The organism is Micromonospora sp. SD12 (assembly GCF_052068495.1).
GTDB lineage: Bacteria > Actinomycetota > Actinomycetes > Mycobacteriales > Micromonosporaceae > Micromonospora > Micromonospora echinofusca.
The window spans coordinates 243,192-269,398 of record NZ_JBQHDF010000007.1 but is presented as its reverse complement, the minus strand read 5'-3'; the positions used below and the strand labels follow the sequence as shown (position 1 = coordinate 269,398).

21 protein-coding genes are annotated in these 26,207 nt (G+C 74.3%); 8 read left to right on the top strand and 13 right to left on the bottom strand.

The genetic code is table 11. The features are described from left to right. Positions 1 to 130 precede the first annotated feature (130 nt). The 3 genes from ACTMS2_RS16945 to ACTMS2_RS16935 all read right to left on the bottom strand — a co-directional run bounded on the left by ACTMS2_RS16945 (position 131) and on the right by ACTMS2_RS16935 (position 2,907). A complete protein-coding gene (locus ACTMS2_RS16945) occupies positions 131 to 721 on the bottom strand; it encodes a TetR/AcrR family transcriptional regulator (RefSeq protein WP_441176215.1) in 591 nt (196 codons plus the stop codon). Positions 722 to 723: 2 nt separating this feature from the next. Continuing rightward, on the bottom strand, positions 724 to 2,343 hold the full coding sequence (locus ACTMS2_RS16940; RefSeq protein WP_441176214.1) for a succinic semialdehyde dehydrogenase: 1,620 nt from the start codon (positions 2,341 to 2,343) through the stop codon (positions 724 to 726). Positions 2,344 to 2,412: 69 nt separating this feature from the next. Beyond that, the gene (locus ACTMS2_RS16935; protein ID WP_441176213.1) at positions 2,413 to 2,907 is read right to left on the bottom strand and encodes a hypothetical protein; all 495 of its coding nucleotides are present in this window, start codon (positions 2,905 to 2,907) and stop codon (positions 2,413 to 2,415) included. A 168-nt stretch (positions 2,908 to 3,075) separates the two neighbouring features. Here ACTMS2_RS16935 and ACTMS2_RS16930 point away from each other — a divergent pair, with 168 nt between their 5' ends. Together ACTMS2_RS16930 and ACTMS2_RS16925 are read left to right on the top strand one after the other, a co-directional pair. Further along, a complete protein-coding gene (locus tag ACTMS2_RS16930) occupies positions 3,076 to 5,469 on the top strand; it encodes a M4 family metallopeptidase (RefSeq protein ID WP_441176212.1) in 2,394 nt (797 codons plus the stop codon). A gap of 123 nt (positions 5,470 to 5,592) precedes the next feature. Further along, positions 5,593 to 6,366 carry an enoyl-CoA hydratase/isomerase family protein gene (locus tag ACTMS2_RS16925; protein ID WP_441176211.1) on the top strand — a complete coding sequence of 258 codons (774 nt, stop codon included), beginning with the start codon at positions 5,593 to 5,595 and terminating at the stop codon, positions 6,364 to 6,366. 104 nt (positions 6,367 to 6,470) lie between these two features. On the opposite strand, the gene ACTMS2_RS16920 is transcribed toward ACTMS2_RS16925, so the two are convergent. Next, positions 6,471 to 8,030 carry a hypothetical protein gene (locus ACTMS2_RS16920; RefSeq protein ID WP_441176209.1) on the bottom strand — a complete coding sequence of 520 codons (1,560 nt, stop codon included), beginning with the start codon at positions 8,028 to 8,030 and terminating at the stop codon, positions 6,471 to 6,473. A gap of 311 nt (positions 8,031 to 8,341) precedes the next feature. Here ACTMS2_RS16920 and ACTMS2_RS16915 point away from each other — a divergent pair, with 311 nt between their 5' ends. Next, entirely contained in the window at positions 8,342 to 10,216 is a 1,875-nt protein-coding gene (locus ACTMS2_RS16915; RefSeq protein ID WP_441176208.1) for a hypothetical protein, read from the top strand. Between the two features lie 114 nt (positions 10,217 to 10,330). On the opposite strand, the gene ACTMS2_RS16910 is transcribed toward ACTMS2_RS16915, so the two are convergent. The 4 genes from ACTMS2_RS16910 to ACTMS2_RS16895 all read right to left on the bottom strand — a co-directional run bounded on the left by ACTMS2_RS16910 (position 10,331) and on the right by ACTMS2_RS16895 (position 14,398). Beyond that, positions 10,331 to 10,774 (bottom strand): HNH endonuclease, encoded by a 444-nt coding sequence (locus ACTMS2_RS16910; RefSeq protein ID WP_441176207.1) that lies wholly within the window; start codon positions 10,772 to 10,774, stop codon positions 10,331 to 10,333. Between the two features lie 251 nt (positions 10,775 to 11,025). Then, on the bottom strand, positions 11,026 to 12,213 hold the full coding sequence (locus tag ACTMS2_RS16905; protein ID WP_441176206.1) for a hypothetical protein: 1,188 nt from the start codon (positions 12,211 to 12,213) through the stop codon (positions 11,026 to 11,028). 70 nt (positions 12,214 to 12,283) lie between these two features. Next, on the bottom strand, positions 12,284 to 13,816 hold the full coding sequence (locus ACTMS2_RS16900; RefSeq protein WP_441176205.1) for an FAD-dependent oxidoreductase: 1,533 nt from the start codon (positions 13,814 to 13,816) through the stop codon (positions 12,284 to 12,286). A gap of 90 nt (positions 13,817 to 13,906) precedes the next feature. Next, complete coding sequence (locus ACTMS2_RS16895) at positions 13,907 to 14,398, bottom strand: MSMEG_6728 family protein (RefSeq protein WP_441176204.1); 492 nt, start codon at positions 14,396 to 14,398, stop codon at positions 13,907 to 13,909. Between the two features lie 91 nt (positions 14,399 to 14,489). Here ACTMS2_RS16895 and ACTMS2_RS16890 point away from each other — a divergent pair, with 91 nt between their 5' ends. Next, entirely contained in the window at positions 14,490 to 16,280 is a 1,791-nt protein-coding gene (locus ACTMS2_RS16890) for an NAD-binding protein (RefSeq protein ID WP_441176203.1), read from the top strand. Between the two features lie 18 nt (positions 16,281 to 16,298). Here the strand turns inward: ACTMS2_RS16890 and ACTMS2_RS16885 are convergent, their stop codons facing one another. Beyond that, a complete protein-coding gene (locus tag ACTMS2_RS16885) occupies positions 16,299 to 17,537 on the bottom strand; it encodes an APC family permease (RefSeq protein ID WP_441176202.1) in 1,239 nt (412 codons plus the stop codon). Between the two features lie 9 nt (positions 17,538 to 17,546). Continuing rightward, positions 17,547 to 18,308 (bottom strand): phosphatase PAP2 family protein, encoded by a 762-nt coding sequence (locus ACTMS2_RS16880; RefSeq protein WP_441176201.1) that lies wholly within the window; start codon positions 18,306 to 18,308, stop codon positions 17,547 to 17,549. 112 nt (positions 18,309 to 18,420) lie between these two features. Between ACTMS2_RS16880 and ACTMS2_RS16875 the strand changes: the two genes are divergently transcribed. Then, positions 18,421 to 19,629 carry a DUF4032 domain-containing protein gene (locus tag ACTMS2_RS16875; protein ID WP_441176200.1) on the top strand — a complete coding sequence of 403 codons (1,209 nt, stop codon included), beginning with the start codon at positions 18,421 to 18,423 and terminating at the stop codon, positions 19,627 to 19,629. A 300-nt stretch (positions 19,630 to 19,929) separates the two neighbouring features. Here ACTMS2_RS16875 and nagA read toward each other — a convergent pair whose 3' ends face one another. Genes nagA through ACTMS2_RS16860 form a run of 3 tightly spaced genes read right to left on the bottom strand, consistent with a single transcriptional unit; the run spans position 19,930 to position 22,885 of the window. Next, positions 19,930 to 21,039 (bottom strand): N-acetylglucosamine-6-phosphate deacetylase, encoded by a 1,110-nt coding sequence (gene nagA / locus ACTMS2_RS16870; RefSeq protein ID WP_441176199.1) that lies wholly within the window; start codon positions 21,037 to 21,039, stop codon positions 19,930 to 19,932. Beyond that, on the bottom strand, positions 21,039 to 21,959 hold the full coding sequence (locus ACTMS2_RS16865) for an ROK family protein (protein WP_101412986.1): 921 nt from the start codon (positions 21,957 to 21,959) through the stop codon (positions 21,039 to 21,041). The genes nagA and ACTMS2_RS16865 overlap by 1 nt, the downstream gene beginning before the upstream one ends. Continuing rightward, positions 21,956 to 22,885, bottom strand: coding sequence for an SIS domain-containing protein (locus ACTMS2_RS16860; RefSeq protein WP_441176198.1), 930 nt, complete (start codon positions 22,883 to 22,885; stop codon positions 21,956 to 21,958). The genes ACTMS2_RS16865 and ACTMS2_RS16860 overlap by 4 nt, the downstream gene beginning before the upstream one ends. A 194-nt stretch (positions 22,886 to 23,079) precedes the next feature. On the opposite strand from ACTMS2_RS16860, the gene ACTMS2_RS16855 reads away from it, so the two are divergent. From ACTMS2_RS16855 to ACTMS2_RS16845, 3 genes are all read left to right on the top strand, one after another. Continuing rightward, the gene (locus ACTMS2_RS16855; protein ID WP_088998118.1) at positions 23,080 to 23,865 is read left to right on the top strand and encodes a DeoR/GlpR family DNA-binding transcription regulator; all 786 of its coding nucleotides are present in this window, start codon (positions 23,080 to 23,082) and stop codon (positions 23,863 to 23,865) included. A gap of 142 nt (positions 23,866 to 24,007) precedes the next feature. Next, complete coding sequence (locus ACTMS2_RS16850) at positions 24,008 to 25,018, top strand: ATP-binding cassette domain-containing protein (protein WP_363619664.1); 1,011 nt, start codon at positions 24,008 to 24,010, stop codon at positions 25,016 to 25,018. Further along, positions 25,015 to 26,031 carry an ABC transporter permease subunit gene (locus ACTMS2_RS16845; RefSeq protein ID WP_441176197.1) on the top strand — a complete coding sequence of 339 codons (1,017 nt, stop codon included), beginning with the start codon at positions 25,015 to 25,017 and terminating at the stop codon, positions 26,029 to 26,031. Before ACTMS2_RS16850 ends, ACTMS2_RS16845 begins: the two co-directional genes overlap by 4 nt. Positions 26,032 to 26,207: the final 176 nt, after the last annotated feature.

The following is a 26,207-nucleotide window of genomic DNA, read 5'->3' as shown; positions in this document are numbered from 1 at the left end:
CGGCCGGATCTTCCCAAGGTCTCACCTGTCGGCGGCCATCTCCCTATGGTGGGACGCCGGCACTGGTGGCCGTCGACGACGTGGCGCGCACCTGCCGCCCGGGCTGCGCGACACCGGCCCCGCCGAAGGACTACCGTTGCTGACCCCGGCCGGTCGGCAGGCCGGCGAGCAGGGTGTCGACCAGGGCGTCGGCGTCGGCCGGGGTGAGCGGACGGTGGGTGACCACGGCCCGCAGCCAGACCGGCCCGAGCAGCAGGTCGGCCAGGAGCGCGTCGTCCACCGGCCCGGTCAGCTCGCCCCGCGCACGGGCCCGCCCGGTCAGCTCGGTGACGTGCGCGCAGTGCTGGCCGAGCAGCTCGTCGGCGAGCCGCCCCAGCTCCGCGTCGGCGCCGGTGTGGGCGAGCACGTCGGCGGCGAGCCGCCCCGGCCCGTCGGCGAAGAACGCGGCCTTCGACCTGAGCAGGGCGGTCAGGTCGCCGCGCAGCGTGCCGGTGTCCGGCACCGGCAGGTCCCGGGCGATGGCGTGCCGGAACGTCGCCGCGACGAGCGAGGGCTTCGACGGCCACCACCGGTAGAGGGTGGTCTTGTTGACCCCGGAGCGGCGGGCCACCCCCTCGACGGTCAGGCCGGCGTACCCCTCGGTCTCCAGCAGGTCCAGCACGGCCGCGTGGATCGCCCCCGCGCCGCGCGGCCCCCGGACGGCCGCCGGCCCGCCGGTCACGGTCACAGCCCGGTGCGGCGCAGCAGGCGCAGCGCCGCGGTCATCCGTCGGGTCCAGGCCGCGCTGTGCGCCCCCGGCCGGTGGTACGCGGGGGCCAGGTCCAGCCCGCGCTGCCGGGCGACGGTCTTGACCCGGGTGAACCGGAGCAGCCCGTCGGCGCCGTGCCGGCCGCCCAGCCCGGAGTCCTTCCAGCCGCCCATCGGGGCGTCGACGCTGCCCCAGACGGCGCTGTAGCCGTCGTTGACGTTGACGGCGCCCGCGTCGATCCGCGCCGCGACCGCCTCGCCGCGTGCCCCGGAGCCGCTGAACACGCTGGCGTTCAGCCCGTACGCCGTGTCGTTGGCCAGGGCCACCGCCTCGTCGTCGGTGCGGAAGCGGTACACGGCGACGACCGGCCCGAAGGTCTCCTCGGCGTACATCCGCATGCCGGGGGCGACGCCGGTGAGCACGGCCGGTTCGAAGACGTACGGGCCGATGTCGGGGCGGTGCCGGCCGCCGGTGTGCAGGGTGGCGCCCCGCCCGACGGCGTCGGTGACGTGCGCGGTGACGGTGTCGAGCTGCCGCGCGGAGGCCAGCGAGCCGAGGTCGGCCGCGAAGTCGCCGCCCACGCCCAGCCGCAGCGTCCCGGTGCGCGCGACGAAGCGGCGCAGGAACTCGTCGTGCAGTTGGTCGGCCACGTAGACGCGTTCGGCGGAGACGCAGAGCTGGCCGGCGCTGGCGAAGCAGGCCCGGATCGCGCCCTCGACCGCCCGGTCCAGGTCGGCGTCGTCGAGCACGAGCAGCGGGTTCTTGCCGCCCAGCTCCAGCGAGGACGGGACCAGCCGGCGCGCGGCCTGGGCGGCGACCTCGCGGCCGACCCGGGTGGAGCCGGTGAAGCAGACCAGGTCGGCCCGCTCGGTGACCAGCGGCCCGACGTCGGCGCCCTCGCCGGCGACGATCTGCCAGAGCGCCGGGGGCAGCCCCGCCTCGACGGCGAGGGCCCGCAGCCACAGCGCGCTGAGCATGCTCGCCGGGTCGGGCCGGTGCACCACCGCGTTGCCGGCCGCCAGGGCGGGCAGCACCTCGGAGGCGGCCAGCGAGAGCGGGTAGTTCCAGGGCGAGACGACGCCGACCACGCCCACCGGGAAGCGCAGCTCCCGGGTGCGGGTGAGCACCGGCAGCGCCCCGGCGCGGCGGCGGGGGCGCAGCAGCCGGGCGGCGGCGCGCGCGTGGTAGCGGGCGTTGATGGCGACGTCGAGGACCTCCTCGACCGCGTGCCGGCGGGCCTTGCCGGCCTCCAACTGGACCAGGTCGAGCCCCTCGGCCTGCTGGTCGAGCACCAGGTCGTGCAGCCGGAGCAGGACGGCGGCCCGACGGGCCACGGGCAGGCCGGCCCAGGGGCGCTGGGCGGCCCGCGCGTCGGCGAAGGCGCCGTCGACGTCGGCGGGGGTGCTCGACGCCACGTCCACCGTCCGGGCGCCGGTCAGCGGCGACGTGGCGCTGAACGCGGGCCCGGTGCCGCGCACCTGCCCGACGAGCGCGGCGGCGCCGGCGGGCAGCGCCGGTGGGCGACCGGGGGCGGCGGGGTTGCCGGTGACCGGGCCCGCCGGGTCGGCGTGCGGGGTGAGCGCGGTGGTGGTCATGCGTCGACGTTAACGCAACGCGACGTTGCGTTGCAATTTGCGCGCGGGATCGCCCCGGCGGTGCGGCGCTCAGCCGGTGGCCCCGACCAGCAGTTCCACCACCGCGCGGGCGGTCGCCGGCGCGCCGCCGTCGGTCGGGCAGTCCACGTACCCGGTCTCCACCGTCCCGACGGTGAGCCGGTAGCTGAAGGCGTCCCGGCAGGCCGTCGGAGCAGACGGGCGGCCCGCCTCGGCGGCGAGCGCGGGGTCGGCGACGAGCCGGCGCAGCCGGTCCAGGTCAGCGCCGGAGAGCCGGCCGGTACGCCGCGACCCGGCGCGGTCGACAACGCTCCACCGCCCGTCGGGCTCCACGGTCACCGTGTCGCCGCGCCCGGCGATCCCGCCCGAACGGGTCAGCACGACGCGCGCCGGCGTCGGCTCGGAGGCGGGTGGGGCCGTCGTGCCGGCCGCCGGGCGGTCGGTCGTGGGCGGCGTGGTCCGGTCCGTCGGCGCGGTCGTCGTGCAGCCGGACAGGACCGCCGCCACCAGCGCGACCTTGACGCCGGCCATCGAAGCTGATCTCATGCCGCTCGGACGCGCGGCGCGGCGGCGCGGTTCCCACCGGCTCCGGTTCCACCGAACGGTCAATGTCCCGGACGGAATTCGGATCACCCCTTCTCTTTTGGGTCATCACATCGTTATATCTACATGCGTGACTATCCCCGTCACGCATACCCCCGTTCAGGAGGGCACGTGAAAAGACCCCTTGCCGCCGTCGGTACGGCCCTGCTCACCAGCGGCCTGCTGACCGGCGTCGCCACCCCGGCGCTCGCGGCACCCCCCACCGCCCCCGCCCCGGGCGGGCCCGCCGCCGCCGCGGCGAGCGTCCTGCGCACCAACCCCGGTGCCGTCCAGGGCACCGCCGCCGAGGCCTACCAGGTGCACAGCACCAAGGTGGACGCCAACGGCGCCGCGCACACCCGCTACACCCGGACCTACCAGGGCCTGCGCGTGTACGGCGGTGACTTCGTCATCCACACGACCCCGAACGGCGGCTACGCCGGCTCCTCGGTCGGTCTGGACGCCCCGCTGACCCTGCCCACCACGGCCAGGGTCCCCGCCGCGGCGGCGAAGAAGGCCGCCCGCGCCGAGTTCTCCGGCACGCTCACCGCCGTGGGCACCCCGGAGCTCTTCGTCGACGCCAGCTCCGGCAAGGGCCGGCTGGCCTGGGAGACCGTCGTCACCGGCTGGCACCCGGACGGGCAGACCCCGTCGCGGTTCCACGTCGTCACCGACGCCACCACCGGCAAGGTCATCGGCTCGTACGACGAGATCGAGGCCGTCGCCGGCACGGGCAACAGCGTCTACTCGGGCACCGTCACGGTGGACACCACGCTCTCCGGCAGCACGTACCAGATGATCGATCCGCTGCGCGGCAACGGCTCCACGTGCGACATGAACAACGGCACGTCGACCTGCACCACGATCACCGACGCCGACAACACCTGGGGCACCGGCGCCACCTCCAACCGGCAGTCCGCCGCCGTGGACGCGCACTACGGCGCCGCCAAGACGTACGACTACTTCAAGAACGTGCACGGGCGCAACGGCATCTTCGGCGACGGCCGGGGCGTGCCCAGCCGGGTGCACTACGGCAACAACTACGTCAACGCCTTCTGGGACGGCTCCCGGATGACGTACGGCGACGGCAGCGGCAACTCCCGGCCGCTGGTCTCCATCGACGTGGCCGCCCACGAGATGAGCCACGGCGTCACCGAGAACGTGGTGCCCGGCGGCCTGACCTACTCCGGCGAGTCCGGCGGCCTCAACGAGGCCACCAGCGACATCTTCGGCAACATGGTCGAGTTCTACGCCAACAGCCCCGCCGACCCGGGCGACTACCAGGTCGGCGAGAAGATCAACATCAACGGCGACGGTACGCCGCTGCGCTACATGTACAACCCGGCCCTGGACGGCTCCGGCGACAGCTGCTGGTCCACCTCCACGAAGAACAAGGACGTGCACTACTCGTCCGGCGTGGCCAACCACTTCTTCTTCAACCTCGCCGAGGGCACCGGGGCCACCCCGTACGGCACCTCGCCGATCTGCGGCTCCGCCCCGGCGGTGACAGGCATCGGCCGCGTCAAGGCCGAGAAGATCTGGTGGCGGGCGCTGGACGCGTACTTCACCTCCAACACCTCGTACGTCAACACCAGCAACCCGGCGAACACCGCCCGGGCGTACACCCTGCGCGCCGCCACCGACCTGTACGGCAGCTGCTCCACCGAATACCGGACCGTCCAGGCGGCCTGGACCGCGGTGAACGTGGCCGGCAACGACGCGCCGTGCTCGACCGGCAACGACTTCTCGGTCTCGCTCTCGCCGACCTCCGGCGCGGTGAACCCGGGCGGCTCGGTCTCCACCACCGTGGCGACCGCCACCACCAGCGGCTCGGCGCAGACCGTGACGCTGTCGGCCGCCGGCCTGCCGAGCGGGGCGACCGCCTCGTTCAGCCCGGCCTCGGTGACCTCGGGCGGCTCCTCGACCCTCACCATCGCCACCACGGCCGCCACGGCGCCGGGCACCTACACGGTGACCGTGAACGGTGCCGGCTCGGTCACCCGCAGCGCCACCTACACGCTCACCGTCAACGGCACCGGCGGCGGCTGCACCAGCCCGGGTCAGAAGCTCGGCAACGCGGGCTTCGAGTCCGGGGCCACCACCTGGACGCAGACCTCGGGCGTCATCGGCCAGCACGGCGCCGAGCAGCCGGCCCGCACCGGCACGTGGAGCGCGTGGCTGAACGGGTACGGCCGCAGCCGCACCGACACGCTCGCCCAGTCGGTGAGCCTGCCGGCCGGGTGCACGTCGTACAACTTCAGCTTCTGGCTGCACGTCGACTCGGCGGAGACCACCACCGGCACCGCGTACGACACGCTGCGGGTGCAGGTGCTCAACTCCTCCGGGACGGTGCTGGCGACCCTCGCCACGTACTCGAACCTGAACAAGGCCGCCGGGTACAGCCAGAAGTCGTTCTCGCTGGCCGCGTACAAGGGCCAGACCGTGACCCTGAAGTTCACCGGCGTCGAGGACGCGTCGCTCCAGACGTCCTTCGTCGTGGACGACACCGCGCTCAACGTCTCCTGACGTAGCCGCGCCGCCGCCGGGCCCGGCGACCACCCCGCCAGGGTGGTCGTCGGGCCCGCGCCGTTATGGTCGCCGCACCGACGCGTCGCCGCTCCCGGCGGCCGGGCGGACGTCGAAGGGGTGGTGACGGTGGCGGACGCGGAACTCCTCGTCGAGGTGACCGGGCCGGTGGCGACGGTGGTGATCCGTAATCCGGCCCGGCGCAACGCGATGACCACCGCGATGTGGCGGCGCCTGCCGGCGCTGCTCGACGGGCTGGAGGCCGACCCGGCCGTGCGGGCGTTGGTGCTCACCGGGGCCGGGGACACCTTCTGCGCCGGCGCGGACCTGGGCGACCTGGACGAGCTGCTGGACGCCGGCGACGCCAGCATCGCCGTGGCCGCCGAGGAGCGGCTCGCCGCCTTCGCCAAGCCGACCGTCGCCGCCGTGCGGGGCGCGTGCGTGGGCGGGGGCTGCCAGCTCGCCGTCGCCTGCGACCTGCGGATCGCCACCGACGACGCGCGGTTCGGCGTACCGCCGGCACGGCTGGGTCTGGTGTATCCCGCGCCGACCACCCGCCGGCTGGCCCGGCTGGTCGGCCCGGCCGCGGCCAAGCACCTGCTCTTCACGGCCGAGCTGATCGACGCCGAGCGGGCGCTGCGGGTGGGCCTGGTCGACGAGGTGCTGCCGGGCGACCGGCTCGCCACCCGGGTGGACGAGCTGACCGCCGCCGTGGTCGCCCGGTCGCAGCTCAGCGTCGCCGCCGCCAAGGAGATCGTCGACGGGCGGGCGGACGAGGACCGGATCGCCTGGTGGCACGGGCAGGTCCGGGCCAGCGGCGAGGCCCGCGAGGGCGTCGCGGCCTTCCACGAGCGCCGCCCGCCCCGCTTCGGCTGGACCCCGCCCGCCCGGCACTGACCGCGAGGACGTTCCCCGGCCGGTAGGGCGGACGGCATCCGGCCCGCGCCGGGCGGCACCTGGCCGGGGGCGGGCCGGGGCGACCGCCCCCACCCCCAGCCGGGTCAGGCCGGGTCGGCCAGGACGATCGTGATCGACCGGGCCGCGCCGTTGCGCAACCGGATCGTCTTTGCCGAGGACCGGTCGGCGCCGCCGTACCATCCGGCGGTCCATGGCGGGTTCGGGACGAAGCGGAGCTTGACCGGCTGGTCCGCGAGCCCCTCGATCACCCGTGGCCCGTGATAGAAGGAGTACTCCTTCACCAGGTCGCCCGTGGTCGCGTTGTAGACCTCGCCGGCGAGCCATCCGTGGTACGGCTGACCGTCCGCGGAGGTCGCGGCGATGTTGATCCGGGGACCGGTCCTGCGCAGCGAGATGTCGGCGATGCCCGGCTCGTCGATTCCCGCCCTGATCGCCTCCGCCGCCCTGCGGTTCGGCGCGTCACCCGACCAGACGGCCGCGTAGGGCTCGATGTGGTCGTAGTAGTGGGAAAACTGCAACGGCCAGGCGTACGGGCCGAGGTTGGGCACCGTGTAGGCACCCTCTGCGTCGGTGCAGAATCTGCCGATCCCCGGTGCTCCGCCGCTGCCCTGCCGCAGCGGCAGTATGGACGCACAGCCGTTGGCCAGGGGCTCGCCGGTCGCGGCGTCCCGGATGGTTCCGGTGATCCGGGCGGCCGGATCCAGCTTGATCGTGGAGACGGTGCTCAGCCGGCCGCCCTGCCCGTCGACGCGCAGGGCGTCGTGCTGCCGGCCGACGCCGCCGCTGCGGCCCACCCACTGGGCGCCGTGCACGTCGTCGCCGGGGAGGACCAGCAGGGTGTACTCGCCCGGCTCCAACTCCCGCAGGGTGACCCGGCCCTGGTCGTCGGTGTAGTTCACGTCCCACCGGCAGGTGTCGTCGTCGAGTGCGCCGAACACCAGCGGCAGGGCGGCCACGCAGGTGTACGGCACCGGCTCACCGGTGGCCCGGTCCACCACGGTGGTGGTGATGGCGGTGGTGGGACGGAGGGCGACCTCGACCCGGGTGGTCCGGCCGAGGGTGACCGCGACGTTCTTGACCTCCTGCCGGGCGTGCAGGCCGTCCGACGAGCGCACGTGAAGGGTGTACGTCCCGGACGCCAGGTTCTCCAGCCGCAGGTGACCGTTCGTGGCTCCGCACTGGAGGAAGTGTTCCTGGACGCCGCCGCAGATCGTGTCGACCGGAGCGCCGCTGACCGCGTCGGTGGCCACCACCTCCACGACGCCGGGTAGCAGCATGGTCTCCTCGGGGACCGTGGTGGTCGCGCCGGACGCGACCGTGACCACGTCGGCCGTGGAGTAGCCGAGCTTCTGGTGCGACCACTGGAAACGGCCCAGGAAGCCATACTGGATCTTGTAGGTCCCGGCCGGCACCGAGGGGAACCTGAAGCTGCCCTCGGCGTCGGAGAGGACCTGTCCGCCGGCGGCGCCGTCGGTGGTGAAGAGGTTGACGGTCACGCTGCCGGGCCGTTCCGTCACCACGTGGCCGGTGATCGTGCCCGGGGCGGGCTCCTCAGCGTACGCGGGTGTGGCGGCCAGACCGGTGGTGAGGCTCAGCACCGCAGCCGCGGCGAAGGCGGCGTACCTGCGGGCAGGATGGTTCATCTGTTCCCCGTTCGGGCGGAGGAGGCGGACGCGGGCGGCGGACCGGCGACCCGGACGGGCTGACACGGGCGGCGGTCACGCTGTTCCCACACGGTGTTCCGGTTGCCCGCACGCTACTCCGCCAGCCCTCGCCCGCGCTGACCTCGCCGCAGGAACCGGCCGGACGGCCCGGCGGCCCACCGCCAGCCGGGTGATCGAACTCCGCCGATCAGGTGGTTCCCGGCCGGCATCGCGCCGAGGGCTGTCGTGGGGGCCGTCGCCGTCGACGACGGTCACTACGATCCGAGTGGGCCGCCGCTCGACGGTGCGCCATGAAGGAGGAACTCCAGTTGAAATACATCACCCGCGGTCTTCGGGGGCGCGGGCGCACATCGGCAGGGGTGGCCGCCGCCGCACTGGTGCTGGGAGCCGTCGGCCTCCCGGCCGGGCCGGCGGCCGCCGCTGAGCCACACCACGTGCTCACCCCCTCGTTCCTCGCCTACACCGACTCCACCACACCCGACACCGCGGTCTTCCACCCCAGCGGGGGCGAGATCCCGGCCGGCTCATGGCGCGACGATGTCCAGGCCGTCCACACCTCCCGGGTCTACGTCACCTTCGACATCGGCGGGATCTACGCGGGGCGGGTGAGCAAGGCCACCCTCGTCGCGCGGGAGAGCAGGGCCAACGACTGCGCCCGTCCACGTACGACCATCGCCCAACCCACCGCGGCCTTCACCGGTGAGAACAGCTGGTCGAGCCCGCCGAGGACGATCGGCAGGGCGGTCGACGCGACCGCGGAGGGAAGCGACTGCACTTCCTGGCGGACGACCTGGGACCTGGCCGCCGCCCTGCGCGACGCACTGACCCGGGGCGACCACAAGCTCACCACCGAGCTGCGCATCCCCAGGCGGTACGAGGCAAACGTCTCCTACGGCCGCTGGCTGGAGACCAACGAGTTTCGCTTCGAGGTGGAGCTGACCAACGCCGCCCCGCTGAAGCCGACCAGGCTCTACAACGGCAACACCGACACGCCGTGCGGCGCAGCGCACTTCGCCCGGTCCGAGTTCAGCGCGTACGCCGACATGACCGACCGGGACCGCGACCCAGGCGACTCGCTGACCCCCGAGTTCGAGTTCTGGCCGGTCGCCGACCCGTCCACCGTGACCGCGATGCAGGCGTCCATCTCGAGCGGCGGGGACGGCCTGAGCGGCGTCGGTACGGTGCCGGTGACCTCTCTGCCCGACGGCGAGTACGCGTGGCACGCCCGGACGTACGACCAGCGCGCCTGGTCGCCGTGGAGCGATCCGTGCCGGTTCACGGTGGACCGGACGGCTCCCGGTGTCGCGCCGACCGTCGCGTCCCCGGAGTATCCGGAGAACCCGGCCAACCCCACCGGCGGCACCTCCGTCACCGGCACCTTCCTGTTCACCGCGCACGGCGTCGGGGACGTGGTGCGATTCCAGTACGGCGACAGCCAGTGGAGCCTCTACAACCAGGTTCCGGCCGACCAGCTCGGCGGCGCGGCGACCATCCAGTGGCGGCCCCGCGACGCCGGGAAGCAGACGCTCTACGTGACCAGCGTCGACCGGGCCGGCAACGCCTCACCGGTACGGGCGTACACGTTCAACGTCCGGGACCTGACGGTCACCGCCTGGTCGACGAAGCAGGAGCCGGACCCGTCCGGGGCCGGCATCGCGGTGACGATGCGGTTCGGCACCCAGCCCGGCAACGGCGTCACCACCGTCACCTACCGCGTCGACGGCGCGGCGCAGCAGTCCGTCGCGGTGGGTGACGAGGGGGTGGCCGAGCCGGTGATCGGGCCACTCAAGGGCGGCCAGCACACGCTCGGCTACGCGGGCCGCAACGCCGCCGGCGAAGTGCTGTACGAGCAGGAGACCACCTTCTACGTCGACGACGCGCCGACGGTGACCTCGGACGGCGTGTACCCCATCGAGGGTTCGGGCGGCGGGGTCGGTGTCCCCGGAGTGTTCACGGTGGCTCCGGCCGTAACGCAGGGAGCCACCTCGGTCAGCTGGTTCACCACTGCCGACAGCAACCACACGGTGGTTCCGCTGGGCGCCGACGGCAAGGCCCGGATCACGTGGACGCCGACAGCCTCAGGCTGGACCTACTTCTGGTTCTCCGTGAAGTACGCCGACGGCACCTCGTCTGGCTGGCGGTCGTTCTCGACCACCGTCCGGTGACCCGACGGCGGGGCGCGGGAACCCTCCCACGCCCCGCCTCGGGTGCGGGGCCGGCGGGCGCCGCACCGAGGGCCGTACCCCCGACGCGGCCCCCCGTTCCCGCCGGCCGGTCCGTCACCGCCCCGCCAGTGCCGCCCAGCTCGGTACCGCCGGCTCGCGCCGCAGCGGCATGCCCGCCTCGGCCGGCGTCCGGTCGCCCTTGCGCTGGTTGCAGCCGTAGCAGGCGGCGGTCGTGTTCCGCCAGGTGTTCCGGCCGCCGCGCGAGCGGGGCAGGACGTGGTCGATGGTGCCGGCCGGCCCCCCGCAGTACGCGCAGCAGCGCCCGTCGCGGCGCAGCACGCCGGCGCGCGACCAGGCCGGGCCGGTGCTGAACCGCCACCGGGTCACCACGTAGCGGACCAGGCGCACGACCCGGGGGACCGGGAACACCCCGATCACCCGGTCGGGCTCGGCCTCGTGGATCTCGGCGACCCGCCGGCAGAGCATCCGGATCGCGTGCTGGACGGTGACCCGGTGCAGCGGGCCGAGGTCGGCGTTGACGACGAGGACGGCGTCCACCGGTGTCTCCCTTCGTGGCGGTGACGAGCTGGGCGGACCGGAGGACGAAAGAGCCGCCCGGTCCGGATGCGGACGGGCGGCTCGACGTCGTGCGGGCACGCGTCAGTCGGGCCGGCCGCCCCCGGGGTGTTCGGCGCGGTGGCCGCCGCCGCTCGCCGGCGACGCCGGACGCGTGGGCAGCGACGACGGCACACAGGTGACGTGCGACATCGACATGATCAGCTCCCGCGGCGGTGGTTGACCTTGCGCGATCACGGTAGGTCGGCGGGGGAGAGAGGGGCAACGGATTTCGATCGAGGCCCCGGCTGGTCGGGGCGGCGCTGGCGGCGGGCCCGGCCAGCGGCCCGCGCGGCGGCCAGGGGCCGGTCGACGCGTACGGCCATCCGGGCGGTCAGCTCGCTTTCCAGCAGCGGTCGGTTGACCTCTGCGGCGACCGCGAGCGCCGGCCCGGAGACCGTACGCCAGATCGCGGCCAGCCCGGCGCCGAGCCCGAGCAGGGCCACGGCGGCCCGGGTCACCGGCGACCCGGCGGCGGCGAGCGCGCTCACCCCCACGACGGCGAACAGCACCGCGAGCAGCGGTACGAGCACCGGCCAGAAGATCCCCCGGACGGCCTGCGCCACCAGCTTCCGGTCCCGGACGATGAGGTTCCGGGCGACGATCGCGTAGTCCTCCTCGTCCAGCAGGTCCCTCGGGTGCAGCCCGCCGGTGAGCACGCTCTGCCACAACTCGCCCTGGTTGCGCAGCTCGCGGGCCAGCTCGGGCAGCCCCGCCTCGGTCGGGTCGCCCACGCCCGCCCTGGTGACGGCCGACGCCCACGCCGACAGGGACCGGCGGACCACCGCGGCCGAGTACGGGGGTAGCACGCTGGCCAGCTCGCCCAGCCACCGGCCGATCTCGAACTGCCGGCCGCCGAAGCGGTGCGCCACCTGTTCCGCGTCGCCGTGCCGGACGGCCTCGCCGTAGCGGACGGTGTCGGCCAGCGAGCGCCCCAGCCGGTACGCCAGCCCCACCCGCTGGTCGGTGGCCATCGTCCAGCGCAGCAGCTCCACGTTGAGGTCGTCGAGGGCGAGCAGCAGGGCGTCGCCGGAGCCGTCGGCGACCCGGCCCCGCGCGTCGGCGGTGGTGGGCGCGGGGCCGACGCGCCGGGTCAGCTCGGCGATCCGGGCGAGGGCGACGTCCACGCCGTCCAGGTACATCTGCAGGCGTCGCGGCCCCGGCATCTCGGTCAGGTTGGACAGCTTCGCCGGTGCGCCCGCCGGCCGGTCGGCCCCAGGGGCGCGCAGCTCGGCGGTCTGCGCGTGGTGGTAGGCGTCGGCCATCCACCAGCCGAGCCGCAGGGCGGTCACCACGCAGGCCCGCTCGTCCCGGATCAGCGGGTACGCGTCGTCCCGCGGCACGTCGGCGACGAGCGGGTCGTCGTCCGTGCGCGGCGCCATCCCGCTGACCTCCCGGCTCATCCCAGACGATCAGCCTAGGCCAGCCGGTCGGGTCTTTTGTCCGTTTTGCTCAACCCCGCCCGGCGAGCAGGCCCCGGGGCCGGATCGAGCGCACCGGCTCGGCCGCGCCGCCCTCGGCCCGCAGGACGTGGTTGGCCGCGACGATCCCGGTCGCCGCCGAGCGCTCCATCAGCGCGCTCGGGAAATCCGTCCGGATGCCGTCGCCGGCCAGGTAGAGCCCGGCGGCGTCGGTGCGTACCCCCGGCCGCCAGGCGTGACTGCCGGGCGTGAAGGCGGGCGCCTGCGCCTCCACCCGGGCGCGCAGCTCGCGCACCCGCAGCCGGGCCGCCTCCGGCCAGAGCGCGGTCAGCTCGGCCCGCATCCGTTCGGCCAGCTCCTCGGCGGGCACGCCCGCGTCGCAGGCGTACGCGTGCAGCTCCACGACCGAGCCCCCGGTGCGCTGCGCCCAGCGGCGGGACTCGTTCTCCAGCCGGTGGTAGAGGGTCACCGAGTCCAGCGTGGGCTGCCGGGACACCCCGCTGAACACCGCCCGGTCGGCGGAGACGTCCCCGTCGCACCAGTAGCGCGCCACCGCGTACGGCGGGCCGGGCCGGCCGAACGCGGGCATCCGCGCCGCCAGTCGGGGCGCGTGGTCGGCCAGGCCGGGCGAGGCCGCGACCAGCGCGGCCAGGGCGGGCGGGTCGACGGCGAGCACCATGTGCCCGGCCGGGTACGACGTGCCGTCGGCGGTCGTCACCCGCCAGCCCTCGCCGTCGCGGGTCAGGGTGGTGGCGGCGGCGCCCGTCACCACCCGGCCGCCGTGCTTCTCCACGTGCCGCGTCAACGGCTCCCAGATCGCCGTCGCGTAGTCCTCGTCCGGGCAGTCGAAGGCCAGCCCCTCCGGGTTGCCGAGCAGGTAGAAGTGGAACTGGGCGATCATCTCCGCCGCCGACATCTCCGCCTCGTGGTTGAAGAACGAGTGGGAGAAGACCTCGAAGAGCATCGCCCGCGCCCGGTCCGGCAGCCGCAGCGAGGTGAGCAGCGCGTCGGCGGTGCTGTCGTCGAACTCGGCGTAGGTGCGCTTCGGGTCGTAGGTGAGCAGCGGCAGCGCCGCGTCCCGGTCCATCCCGCGCAGGTCGCCCAGGCGCAGGCTGGGACTGCGCAGCAGCAGCGCCAGCAGGTTCGCCGGCGGGGCGGGCGGCAGCCTGCCGAACTCCTCGGTCGGCCACCGCTCGCTCAGGATCGGGTAGCCCGGGATCGGCTTGAGGAAGCCCAGTTCCGGGTCGACGCGGCGCAGGATCGACCGCCAGTTGTAGTACTGCCGGAAGAACGCGTGGAAGCCGTGCTCGTTCATCTGCCGGGTGCCGTCGGCGAGCGTCTCCGGCCAGGCCCCGAGCCGGCCGCCGAGCGTCGGCGCGGCCTCCAGCACGGTCACCGCCACCCCGCGCTCGGCCAGCACCACCGCCGCCGACATGCCGGCGATCCCGCCGCCGACCACCACCGCCTCGACCCGGCCCGGCACGCGGGGGGCGCCGCCACCGCCCGGGTCCACCTCGTGTTCGCGTACGCCGATGAGCCGACCGACCACCTTCGACAGCGCCATGTGCACCTTCCCGCCGGATGGGTCTCCAGTCTGCCCGCTGACCCGTCAGGAGGAACGTTCCCCGACCGCAGGCGCCTCACGCGCCCCGACTCACGTCGGCGGCGGCAGGCAGCGCCGCTGCCGGTCCGAGGCGGGCCAGACGTACTCCAGGTCGGTCGGGACGTCGTCGCCGAAGATCGGGCCGTAGTGCCCGGGGTCCTTGCGCAGCAGCGACGAGCGGTGGCTCAGGTGCAGGTCGTCGCGGCCCAGCCAGGGCGGCAACTCGCCGGCCTCGGCCAGCTCGGCCTGGGTACGCACCAGGGTCAGGCCGCAGGCGGCGGCGAGGTCGGCGGTCATCGTGTTCGCGCAGGTGTCGGCCCGCCCGGGCTCGCACCAGACCGCGCAGACGTCCAGCCCGTACCGGGTGAGGGCCTCCTCGTACCCGGCCCACATCTTGACCGCCGGGTGGTTGCGCCAGCCGTACGTGGGCCAGGTCAGCCCCCGCAGCACCTGGATGGTCTCCACCCGCTGCTTGCCCAGCCGTTTCTGGTCCAGCGTCCGGGCGCTGGCCAGGAAGTCCGGGTACGGCAGGAACGTCTGCATGCCCGTGCTCTACCCGTCCCCCGATGGGACATGCCGACGCGACCAGCGTTCATGATCACGGGGCTGCGCGCGCCGCGACCGGCTGACTACGATGCGGCACATGGCGGAGCCCCTGCTGGATCGTGCGCGCCGTGCCGGTCGGCGGCTCCGGGTCAACGGGGACGCGCGGGCGCACTACGTGATCTGTGGCCGCGACGCCCTCGCCTACTGGGTGGTGCGCGCACTGCTCGCCACCGAGTTCCAGGCCGGCCGCGTCCGGATCACCCTGGTCGTGCCCGAACGACCCAGCTCCGACGAGCCCGACGGGCGCGACCTCCAGGGCGTCGAGGTCGTCCGCGCCGACCGGCTGGACGAGGTCACCTTCCGCCGGGCCGGGCTGGCCGGCGCCGACGGGCTGGCCCTGCTGCACCAGGACGACGTCGGCAACATGCACGCCGCGCTCTGCGCGCAGGAGGTCGAGCCCCGGCTGCGCCTGGTGGTGCGGATGTTCAACACCGGCCTGGCCAACGGGGTGCGGCAGATCTTCCCCGACTCGGCGGTGCTCTCCGACGCCTCCATGGCCGCCCCCGCCTTCGTGGCCGCCGCCCTGGGCGAGGTCGCCCCCACCCACTTCCGGCACGGCGGTCGCACCCTCTACGTGGCCCGCCGCGACGACGTACGCCCGACCGACGTGGTCTGCGGGGTGGCCGACACCCGCGACCCGCAGCAGGTCCGGCTGCTGCCCGCCGACGAGGGCGTGGCCGACCTGGTGATCGCCGAGGCGACCGGGACGCCACCCGGTACGGAGTTGGCCGCCCGCCGGCTGAGACGGGCCCGCCGGCGCCGCCGTCCCCTGACCGTGCTGCTGCGCGCCGTACGCAGCTTCGCCACCCGCAAGATCGGCGTGGCGGTGATCGTGCTGCTGGCGGTGATCGGCGTGCTCGGCTGGCTCAACGGCTACGCCGCGCACGAGAAGGACTGGGGGGACTCGCTCTACCTCACGCTGGTCACCACGCTGACCGGGCAGGACCCCAACCCCGACAAGTCGGCCGCCGAGCAGGTCATGCAGGTGGTGCTCAACCTGGCCGGGCTGGCGCTGATCCCGCTGATCACCGCCGTGGTGGTCGACGGCATCGTCAACGCCCGGCTGGCCCTGCACTCCGGCCGCATCCAGCCGGAGCGCTCCGGGCACGTGGTGGTGGTCGGGCTGGGCAACGTCGGCACCCGGGTGATGGCCCAGCTCTGCGACTTCGGCGTCGAGGTGGTGGCGATCGACAAGCTGGCCGAGCCGCGCGGTGGGGCGCTGGCCCGGCGGCTCGGCGTACCGCTGATCGTGGGCGACGCCGCGCTGGAGGAGACCCTCCAGTCGGCGTCCGTGGGCGGCTGCCAGGCGCTGGTGGTGGTCTCCACCGACGACGAGACCAACCTCCAGGCGGCGCTCATCGGCCGGGCCGTCAACCCGGAACTCCAGGTGGTGCTGCGGCTCTTCGACGGCCACTTCGCCGAACGCATCCAGCAGGCGTTCGGCATCGGCGTCTCGCGCAGCGTGTCCTACCTCGCGGCGCCGTCGTTCGCCGCCGCGCTGCTGGACCGCGCGGTGATCGCCACCATCCCGGTCGGCCGGCACGCGCTGCTGGTCACCGAGGTCAGCGTCGCCGCCGGATCGCCGCTGGACGGCCGGCCGCTCGCCGCCGTAGGGCGGGCCGAGAGCGTACGCCTGCTGGCGCACGCCCGGGCCGGCCAGCGCCTCGACTGGGCGCCCGACGCGCGCCTGGTGATCGTCGCGGGCGACCGGCTGACGGTGGTGGCCCGCCGGGCCGGCCTGAACGCCCTGCTCCGCGAGGCCGCGCCACCCCCGCCGGAGGAGCCGGTCACGCCCGCGCCCCGGCAGCCGGAGGAGTGACGGGTCGGGCCGGCGGCGTCAGGCCCGGCGGGGACGCAGGGCGTACCAGAGGGCGCCGGCGGCGAGCACGGCGGCGCCGGCGAGCACGCTGGCCGGCGGCAGGTTGACCGCGAGCAGCAGGCAGCCGACCAGCCCCAGCACGGCCAGCGCCCGCACCGGCAGCCGCCGGCCCGGGTCCCGACCCAGCGTCAGCGCGGCGGCGTTGGTGATCGCGTAGTAGACCAGCACGGTGCAGCTGGAGAAGCCGATCGCGTCGCGCACGTCGCCCAGCAGGACGATCGCCACCACCACGGCGGCCACGGCCAGCTCGGCCCGGTGCGGCACCCGGTGCACCGGGTGGACGGCGGCCAGCGCCCCCGGCAGGTCGCGCCGGCGGGCCATCGCCAGCGCGGTGCGCCCCACCCCGGCGAGCAGGGAGAGCAGCACCCCGGTCACCGCCACGGTCGCCCCGGCGCGCACCAGCCACGCCAGGCCGGGCAGCCCGGCGGCCGTCACCACGTCGGCCAGGGGGGCGGAGGATGCGGCCAGCCGGTCGGCCCCGAGCACACCGACCGTCACGACCGCCAGCACCAGGTAGACCGCCAGCACCACGCCGAGAGCCAGCGGGACCGCCCGGGGGATGGTCCGCTCCGGATCGCGTACCTCCTCGCCGAGGGTGGCGATCCGGGCGTACCCGGCGAAGGCGAAGAAGAGCAGCCCGGCGGCGGTGAGCACGCCCCGCCCGCCGCCGCCGAGGTCGCCGAGCCGGTCCAGCGCGACGTCGCCGCGGACCGCGCCGGCCACCGCGACCAGGGCCAGCACCGCCAGCACCACGCCGACCAGCACCTTCGTCGCGGTCGCGGTCTTGCCGACGCCGCGCAGGTTCACGGCGGTCACCGCCGCCACCGCGCCGACGGCGACGAGCCGCGCCTGCCCCGGCCAGAGGTACGCCCCGATGGTCAGCGCCATCGCCGCGCAGCTCGCCGTCTTGCCGACCACGAAGCCCCAGCCGGCCAGGAACCCGGCGAAGGGGCCGAGCCGCTCCCGCCCGTACACGTAGGTGCCGCCGGACTCCGGGTAGCGGGCGGCGAGCCGGGCCGAGCTGGTGGCGTTGCAGAAGGCGATGAGACCGGCCAGTACGAGGGCCGCCAGCAGCCCCGCCCCACCGGCCGCCGCCGCGGCGGGCGCGAAGACCACGAAGACGCCCGCGCCGAGCATCGAGCCCAGACCGATGACCACCGCGTCCCCTGCGCCCAGCCGGCGCGCCAGTTGATCCACGGCGGGACCCTAGGGAACGGAGATGAACGGATGGTTCCAGTCCCGCAGCGCGCCCGGCAACGGCAGGCCGTCCCAGGGCACCCGGTGCAGCACCCGGTCGAGGACGAGGCCGAGCAGCAGGGCGGCCAGCCCGTCGGTGAGCCAGTGGAAGTTCAGGTAGGTGGTCGTGACCAGCAGGATCGCCGGTGGCGCGAAGCGGACCAGCCGGTACGCGACCGGGGACAGCCGCCCGGCGGTCAGCGCGATCAGCAGCACCGCGATCACCCCGTACCAGACGATCGCGTTGGCGACGTGCCCCGACGGGTAGGACATCGAGTAGGCCCCGGCCGGCAGCTGGTTGAAGATCTCCACCGCCTCGCCGGGCGGCAGGAACGGGTCCTTGACCGTCGCGCTCGGCGCCGCCCGGTCGGTCCACAGCTTCAGCGGGCCGATGGTCAGGGAGGTCAGCAGGAACGCGGCGCCCACCAGTAACAGCGGCCGCACGGAGTGCCGGCGCCAGGCGACCGCGAGGGCGAGCGCCCCGGAGACCGGCATCAGCAGCCAACCGCCCTGCCCGAGCAGGTTGAACACCCGGGCGGTCCAGTAGAGCGGGGCCGGGTCGTGGGCGTACGCCCAGTCGCTGACGGCCAGGTCGAGATCGTGGAGCTGCCCTTCGGCGAGCGCGAGAGTCAGCGCCGCGAACGCGGTGAGCAGCAGCGCGTCGAACCACCAGCCGGCCGGCCGGACCGGCCGGAGCTGGACCTTTCCCCGTACCGCCGTGGTCTCGCGCACCCCGTCACGCTACCGGCCCCGGTCGGCGCCGGACCGGGACGGGCCGGGGACGGCTGTGTGCCGAGCCACGAAGGGAGGCGCTCGGCGGGGGGAACCCGTCAGACTTGTGCCCGTGCGGATCACCTCGGCCCTCGTGGACCCGGCGCTGCTCGACCTGCCCTGGTCGACGCCGCTGGAGGAGTGGCCTGCGCAGCACCTGGTGGCGCTGCCCCAGGGCATCTCCCGGCACATCGTGCGCTTCGTCCGGCTGGGTGAGTACGTCTACGCGTTCAAGGAGACCCGCGAGCGGGTCGCCGAGCGGGAGTACGACCTGCTGCGCGCCCTGGAGCGGATCGACTTCCCGTCGGTGGAGGCGGTGGCGATCGTCGCCGACCGGCAGACCGATGACGGGGAACCCCTCGAGTCGGTGCTGATCACCCGGCACCTGCAGTTCTCCCTGCCCTACCGGGCGCTCTTCTCGCACACCCTGCGCCCGGAGACGATGGGCCGGCTGCTCGACGCGCTCGCCGCGCTGATCGTCCGGATGCACCTGACCGGCTTCTTCTGGGGCGACTGCTCGCTGTCGAACACCCTGTTCCGCCGCGACGCCGGGGCGTTCGCCGCCTACCTGGTGGACGCCGAGACCGGGGCGCTGCACCACTCGCTCTCCAACGGCCAGCGCGGCGAGGACCTGGAGATCGCCCGGGTCAACATCTTCGGCGAGGCGCTCGACCTCCAGGCCGCCGGGCTGCTGCACGAGTCGATCGACCCGGAGGTCGTCTGCGAGGAGGTCGTGCAGCGCTACGAGCGGCTGTGGCACGAGATCACCTACGAGCAGCAGGTCGAGCGGGAGGCCCGGCACGACATCGAGGGGCGGATCCGCCGCCTCAACGAGCTGGGCTTCGACGTCGCCGAGGTGGCCATGTCCACCATCGACAACGGCCGGTACCTGATCCGGCCGAAGGTGGTCGACGCCGGCTACCACACCCGGCGGCTGCTGCGCCTGACCGGCCTGGACGCCGAGGAGAACCAGGCCCGTCGGCTGCTCAACGACCTCGACGCCTACCGGGCCGAGAGCTACCTGACCGACGAGCAGCAGGCCGCGCACCGCTGGCTGACCGAGGTCTTCGAGCCGGTGGTCCGGGCCGTGCCCGCGCACCTGCGCCGCAAGCTGGAGCCGCAGGAGCTCTTCGCCCAGATCATCGAGCACAAGTGGCTGCTCTCCGAGCGGGCCGGCCGGGACGTCGGGATGGCCCCGGCCGTGCAGTCGTTCCTCGCCGACGTGCTGGTGCACCGCCCGGACGAGCAGGCGGTGCTCGGCGTCGAGGTCCCCACCACCTGACGCCTGACGCCTGAGGTCCGTCCCGTCCCGTCGCGTCCCGGGGACGGGCGCGGGCCGGCGCCCCTCCTCGGGTGGTGGGTCGTCGCGGCCCTGTCGAGCTGATGTCGTAGACGATTCAGGCGGACGAGGGCGGCTGATGTCGTAGACGACTCAGCTCGACAGCGTTGGGCGGCCCGGCCCGGCCCGGCTCCGGCGCGGCCGGGCCGGTAGCGGCAGGAACCGGTGGCGTGGCACGTCCGGGCCGGTGGCGGCAGGACCGGTGGCGGCAGGACCGCCGGATCGCCGGAGCCGGGCCGGCGGTCACTCCACCCAGGAGCCGCCGCGCATCACCCGGACCACGTTCAGGTCGTCGTCGAGCACCACCAGGTCGGCCCGGAGCCCGACCTGGAGCGCGCCCAGCTGGTCGCCGAGGCCGATCGCGCGGGCCGGCGTGGTGGACGCCATCCGCACGGCGTCCGCGATCGGGATTCCGGCGCCCACGGCGTGCCGCAGCGCGGCGTCCATGGTCAGGGTGCTGCCCGCGATCGCGCCGTCGCGGGCCAGCCGGGCCACGCCGTCCGCCACCGTGACCGCCTGGCCGCCCAGGTCGTACTCGCCGTCGGCCATGCCGGCCGCGGCCATCGCGTCGGTGATCAGGGCGGCCCGCTCGGGGCCCGCCGTCGACGTGGCGAAGGTCAGCATCCCGTCGTGCAGGTGCACGCCGTCGGCGACCAGCTCGCAGACCACGTTCGGGGCGTCCAGCAGGGCCACCACCGGGCCGGGCTCGCGGTGGTGCACCGGCCGCATCCCGTTGAACAGGTGGGTGCCGACGCTCGCGCCCGCCGCCACGGCGGCGCGGGTCTCGTCGTACGTGGCGTCGGTGTGGCCGACCGCGGCGACCACCTGGTGCGCGGTGAGCAGCTTGATCGCCTCCAGCGCGCCGTCGCGTTCCGGGGCGAGGGTGACCATCCGGACCGCCCCGCCGCCCAGCTCGACCAGCTCGGCCAGCTCGTCCGTGGACGGGTCGCGCAGGTACTCGGGGTTCTGCGCGCCGCAGCGGGCCGAGGAGAGGTACGGGCCCTCGAAGTGGATCCCGGCCAGCACCCCCTCGGTGACCAGCGGGGCGAACGCCTCGGTGGCCGAGCGCATGAGCGCGAAGGGCGAACTGACGAGGCTGGCCAGCAGGGTGGTGGTGCCGTGCCGCAGGTGGAAGTCGGCCGCCTGCCGGGCCTGCCCGGCGTCGCCGGTGGTGAAGGTGTGTCCGCCGCCGCCGTGCGTGTGCATGTCGACGAAGCCGGGCACGATCCAGTGCCCGTCGCGCACGGACGGGTACTCGGCGACAGCCCGGATCCGGCCCTCGTCCAGCTCCACGCAGCCCTGCCGGATCACGCCGGTCGGGGTCACCACCTTGCCGTTCACCCGGTTGGCCATCACTTCTCCAGACTGTCGAGGGCGAGCAGGGCGGCGCCGAGGCAGCCGGCCTCGTCGCCGAGGGCCGCCGCGACCAGGCGCGGCTCCCGGTGGAACGTCATCCGTTCGTGCAGCGCGGCCCGGAGCGGGTCGAACAGCCGCGCGCCGGCGCGCGCCAGCCCGCCGCCGAGCACCACGGTCTCCACGTCGTAGAGGGCCTGGCCGGTGGCGAGACCGTCGGCGAGCGCCTCCACGGCCTCCCGCCACACGTCCGCCGCCAGCGGCTCACCGGCGGCCGCCCGGTCGGCGACCTCGGCGGCACTCGTCGGGACCCCCGCCAGCGCGGAGTAGCGCCGACCGATGGCGGACGCGGAGGCGACCGCCTCCAGGCAGCCGGGCCGACCGCAGCCGCAGGGCGGTCCGCCGGGGCGTACCAGGATGTGGCCGATCTCTCCCGCGGCGCCGTGCGCGCCGGTGGCGGCCGTACCGGCGACCACGTGGGCGGCGGCGATCCCGGTGCCGATCGCGACGAAGAGGACGTGCCCGGCGTCGCGTCCCGCGCCGAGCCGGGCTTCGGCCAGGCCGCCGGCGCGCACGTCGTGGCCGAGCGCCGTGGGCAGCCCGAGCCGATCTTGGGCGAGGTCCCGCAGCGGTACGTCCCGGAAGCCCACGTTGGCCGACCAGACGGCGATCCCGCGCGCCTCGTCGATCACCCCGGGCACCGCGATGCCGACCGCGACAGGGTCGAGCCCGTCGGCGCGGGCCTTGCCGGCGAGTCCCTCGGCGACCCCGAGGACGGTGTCCACCACGGCGTCCGGGCCGCGCCCGGCGTCGGTGGGGTGCCGCTCGGCGTGCAGCACGGTGCCGTCGCCCCGGACCAGGGCGCACTTCATCCCGGTGCCGCCGACGTCCAGCGCGACGACGACGTCGGCCGACCTCACGCGAGGACCACGGAGCGGGTCAGGTGCCGGGGCGCGTCGGGGTCGAGGCCCCGGCTGGTGGCGAGCGCGACGGCGAAGCGCTGCGCCAGGATCAGGTCGGCCATCGGGTCGACGGGCGTACGGCCGGCGGCCCAGCTGCCGAGCACGGTGCGGCAGCCGTGGGTGCGGCTGTGCACGAACGCCGCGCCCGTCGCCGCCACGTCGGCCGGCAGCCCGTCGGGCAGCTCGCCGAACGCCCAGACCAGCCGGCCCGGGGCGGCGATCGAGATCGGGCCGTGCCGGTAGTCCATCGCCGGGTACGCCTCGGCCCAGAAGGTCGCCGCCTCGCGGCACTTCAGGGCCGCCTCCTGGGCCAGCCCGACGGTCCAGCCGCGACCGAGGAAGGTGGCCTGCTCGATGCGGGTCGGGTCGATCGGCAGCGGGGCGCGTACGGCCACCTCGGCGTCGGCCGCGAGCGCGTCGATGTTGTCGCCGAGGTGGGCGCGGAGCAGGGCCAGCGCGGTGGTCGCGAAGCGCGTCTGCACCACCGAGCGCTCGTCAGCGAAGGGCATGGTGACCGCCGCGTCGGCCAGCGCGACGGCGGGGGAGTCGGGGTCGCCGACCAGGACGGTGCTCGGCACCTGCCCGCGCAGGGCGGCGATCAGCTCGGTGACCTCGGTGGTGGTGCCGGAGCGGGTGATCGCCACGAGCCGGTCGTACCGCCGGCCGGTCGGGAACTCGGAGGCCTGGAAGGCGTCGGTCTCGCCCTGGCCGAGGTGCTCGCGGCGGGCCGCGTACGCCATCGCCATGAACCACGACGTGCCGCAGCCCACGACGGCGATCCGCTCCCCGGGGCGGGGGAGGTGGCTCGTCGCGGTGGCGGCGAGTCGCGCCGCCTCCCGCCAGCAGTCGGGCTGGCTCGCGATCTCGGCGTCGACGTACGACATGAGAACTCCTACGCAGGGGAGCGGTGCGCAATACGGCTCGTTAGAGCCGCCTTTCGCGCGTTATTCTGCGCGAAAGCGGCTGGCTGTGGCAACCAGCCCCGGCATCGCGCAAGACAGGGTTTTGCGCCCTCGTAGTTTCGCGCACTACTGTGCACGCAATCAATCACCGACCGCGCAGTAACGGGAGGGCCGGGGTGGACCGGTACGCCAGATGGAACGCCCTGCTCGAGATGCTGACCGACAACGGCCGGGTCAGCGTCGAGGAGGCCGCCGAGCGGCTGGACGTCTCCCAGGCCACCATCCGGCGTGACTTCGACCAGCTCGCCCAGCAGCAGATGATCACCCGGACCCGGGGCGGCGCGGTCGCCAACGGCGTCTCGTACGACCTGCCGCTGCGCTACAAGACCGCCAAGCACTCGGCGGAGAAGCAGCGCATCGGCGCCGCCGCCGCGGCGCTGGTCTCGCCGGGCACCGTGGTGGGCCTCAACGGCGGCACGACCAGCACGGAGGTGGCCCGGGCCCTGGCCGTGCGGCCCGACCTGAACACCAGTGCCGAGGGCGCCCAGCTCACCGTGGTCACCAACGCGCTGAACATCGCCAACGAGCTGCTGGTCCGCTCCCGGATGAAGGTCGTGGTGGCCGGCGGCGTGGTCCGCCCGAAGTCTTTCGAGCTGGTCGGCCCGCTGGGCGGGGCGCTGCTGCGCGAGGTCACCCTGGACGTCGCCCTGCTCGGCGTGGACGCCATCGACCCGCAGCTCGGCGCCGCCGCCCACCACGAGGGCGAGGCGGCGATGAACAACCTGATGGTGGCGCGGGCCAAGCGGGTCGTGATCATCGCCGACTCGTCCAAGCTGGGCGGTCACGCCTTCGCCCGGATCTGCCCGGTGGACCGGGTGGAGACCCTGGTCACCGACTCGGGCGCCAACCCCGAGGTGGTGGAGGCGTTCCGGGCCGCCGGGGTCACGGTCGTCTGCGCCTGAGGTACGCGCGCCTCCCGGCAAGCCAGGTCACGCAGAGTCACCTTCCTCATGCGTCGGCGCGTCGGATGCATACCGGGTATTGCGATGCGCTGCATACCGCGTATGGTGTCGCGTGTCATACGCCCATCGGGGGAGGTGCAGCTTGCCAGCTGTCCTGGAGATCGAAGGTCTCCGCAAGACGTACAAGAGCCGTCGGCGCGGCACCCGCAACGCGCTCGACGGTTTCGACATGCGGGTCGAAGAAGGGCAGGTGCACGGCTTCCTCGGCCCCAACGGGTCGGGCAAGACCACCACGCTCCGTACGCTGCTCGGCCTCATCCGGCCCGACGGCGGCCGGATGACGGTCCTCGGCCACGAGGTGCCCGCGGCGCTGCCCGCCGTCGCCGGTCAGGTCGGCGCGATCGTGGAGAGCCCGCAGTTCTTCCCGCACTTCACCGCGCGCGACACCCTGTCCCTGCTCGCCGGCGCGGGCGACGTGCCCCGGCAGCGCGTCGACGAGGTGCTGGAGCTGGTCGGGTTGCGCGACCGGGCCGGCGAGCGGGTCAAGACCTACTCGCTCGGCATGAAGCAGCGGCTCGCCGTCGCCTCGGCCCTGCTGAAGAACCCGAAGCTGCTGATCCTCGACGAGCCGGCCAACGGCCTCGACCCGGGCGGCATCCGGGAGATGCGCACCCTGACGCGCAGCCTCGCCGAGTCGGGGATGACCGTGGTGCTGTCCAGCCACATCCTCGGCGAGATCCAGCTGATCTGCGACTCCGTCACCATCATCTCGCTCGGCCGGCGGGTCGCCTTCGGGCCGGTCGAGCAGGTGCTCGCGCAGCACTCCTCGGGCGCGGTCCGGGTGCGGCTGGAGGCGGTCACCGACCTGCCGGTCGCCGCCGAGGCGCTGACCCGCGCGGGCATCCGGGTGACCGGTCAGCCCGACCACCTGATGCTCGCCGGGGTCGACAAGCCGGCCACGGTGACCCGGCTCCTCGCCGAGCAGGGTCTCTACGTCAGCGAGCTGGCCCCGGTCGCCGTCGACCTGGAGAGCGTCTTCCTCGAACTGACCGCCACCGCGCCGGTACCCGGCCAGCACCGGCAGGTCGACCAGTCCACGAAGGTCGGTGGCGCGGGGCAGCCCGGCGCCGCCGGAGGAGGGTGGGGCGCGTGAGCCTCTACCGTACGGAGCTGCGCCGGCTCGCGAAGCGGCGCTTCACCCGCTGGATGAGCCTGCTGGGCCTGCTGGTGCTCGCCATGGTGGTGGTCGGGGTCTTCTTCACCAACGAGAAGATCGACGCCGCCGCGGTGGCGAAGGCCGAGCGCGCCGCCGAGCAGCAGTGGCAGCAGGACGTCCGCCACAACGCGCAGTACCGCGCGGAGTGCGACAAGGCGAAGGCCGCCGGAACGGGCCAGTCCGAGGGCTTCCCGGAGGACTGCGCGTCCATCCAGCCGCCGCCCCGCGAGGCGATCGAGACGCAGTGGTTCCTGCCCTCCACCTTCGACTTCCGGGAGAACTTCGGCGACACGCTGCTGCCGCTCGCGGCGATCCTCGCGCTGGTCGGGTTCGTCGTGGGGGCCTCGTTCGTCGGGGCCGAGTGGAACACCGGCGGCATGATGAACCTGCTGCTGTGGCGGCCGAAGCGGCTGACCGTACTGCTGACGAAGCTGGCGGCGCTGCTCACCGGGCTGGTCGCCCTGGCGGTGCCCACGGCGGTGCTGTGGTTCGGCAGCTTCTGGCTGGTCGCCACGTTCCGTGGCAGCACGGCGAAGATGACCTCCGGGGCGTGGCAGTCCTTCGCCCTGACCGGGCTGCGCGGCCTGGTGCTCGCACTGGTCTCCGCGACCATCGGCTTCGCGCTCGCCTCGCTGGGGCGGCACACCGCGATGGCCCTGGGCGGGGTGATCGCACTGATGGTCGTCGGCCAGTTCGGCCTCGGCATCCTGCTGGCGATGGCCGGCGTGCGCTTCGCCGAGGCCTGGCTGCTGCCGACCTACGCCGTGGCGTGGATGCAGAAGAAGGTGACCCTGGAGGACTGGAACACCTGCCAGGCCACCTACTACGGCGAGTGTAAACCGGACACTCTGGACATCACCTGGCAGCAGTCCTCGGTGATGATGACGGTCGGGTTCGTGGTGATCCTGGGCGCGGCCCTCTGGGCGATGCGCCGGCGCGACATCTCCTGACCGTCAGGCGGTGCGACCGTGGCTCTCCCCGGCCCCGGTCGCACCGCCGGATCGTCCGATGCGAACCGGGTCCGCCCTGGTTAGGCTGGTGTTCCCCACCGGTCGGCTGTCGCGGTGTGCCGCCCGCGCGCCGCCCCAGGAGACCGATCCGCCCGGAGCAGGACCAGCCCCACGAG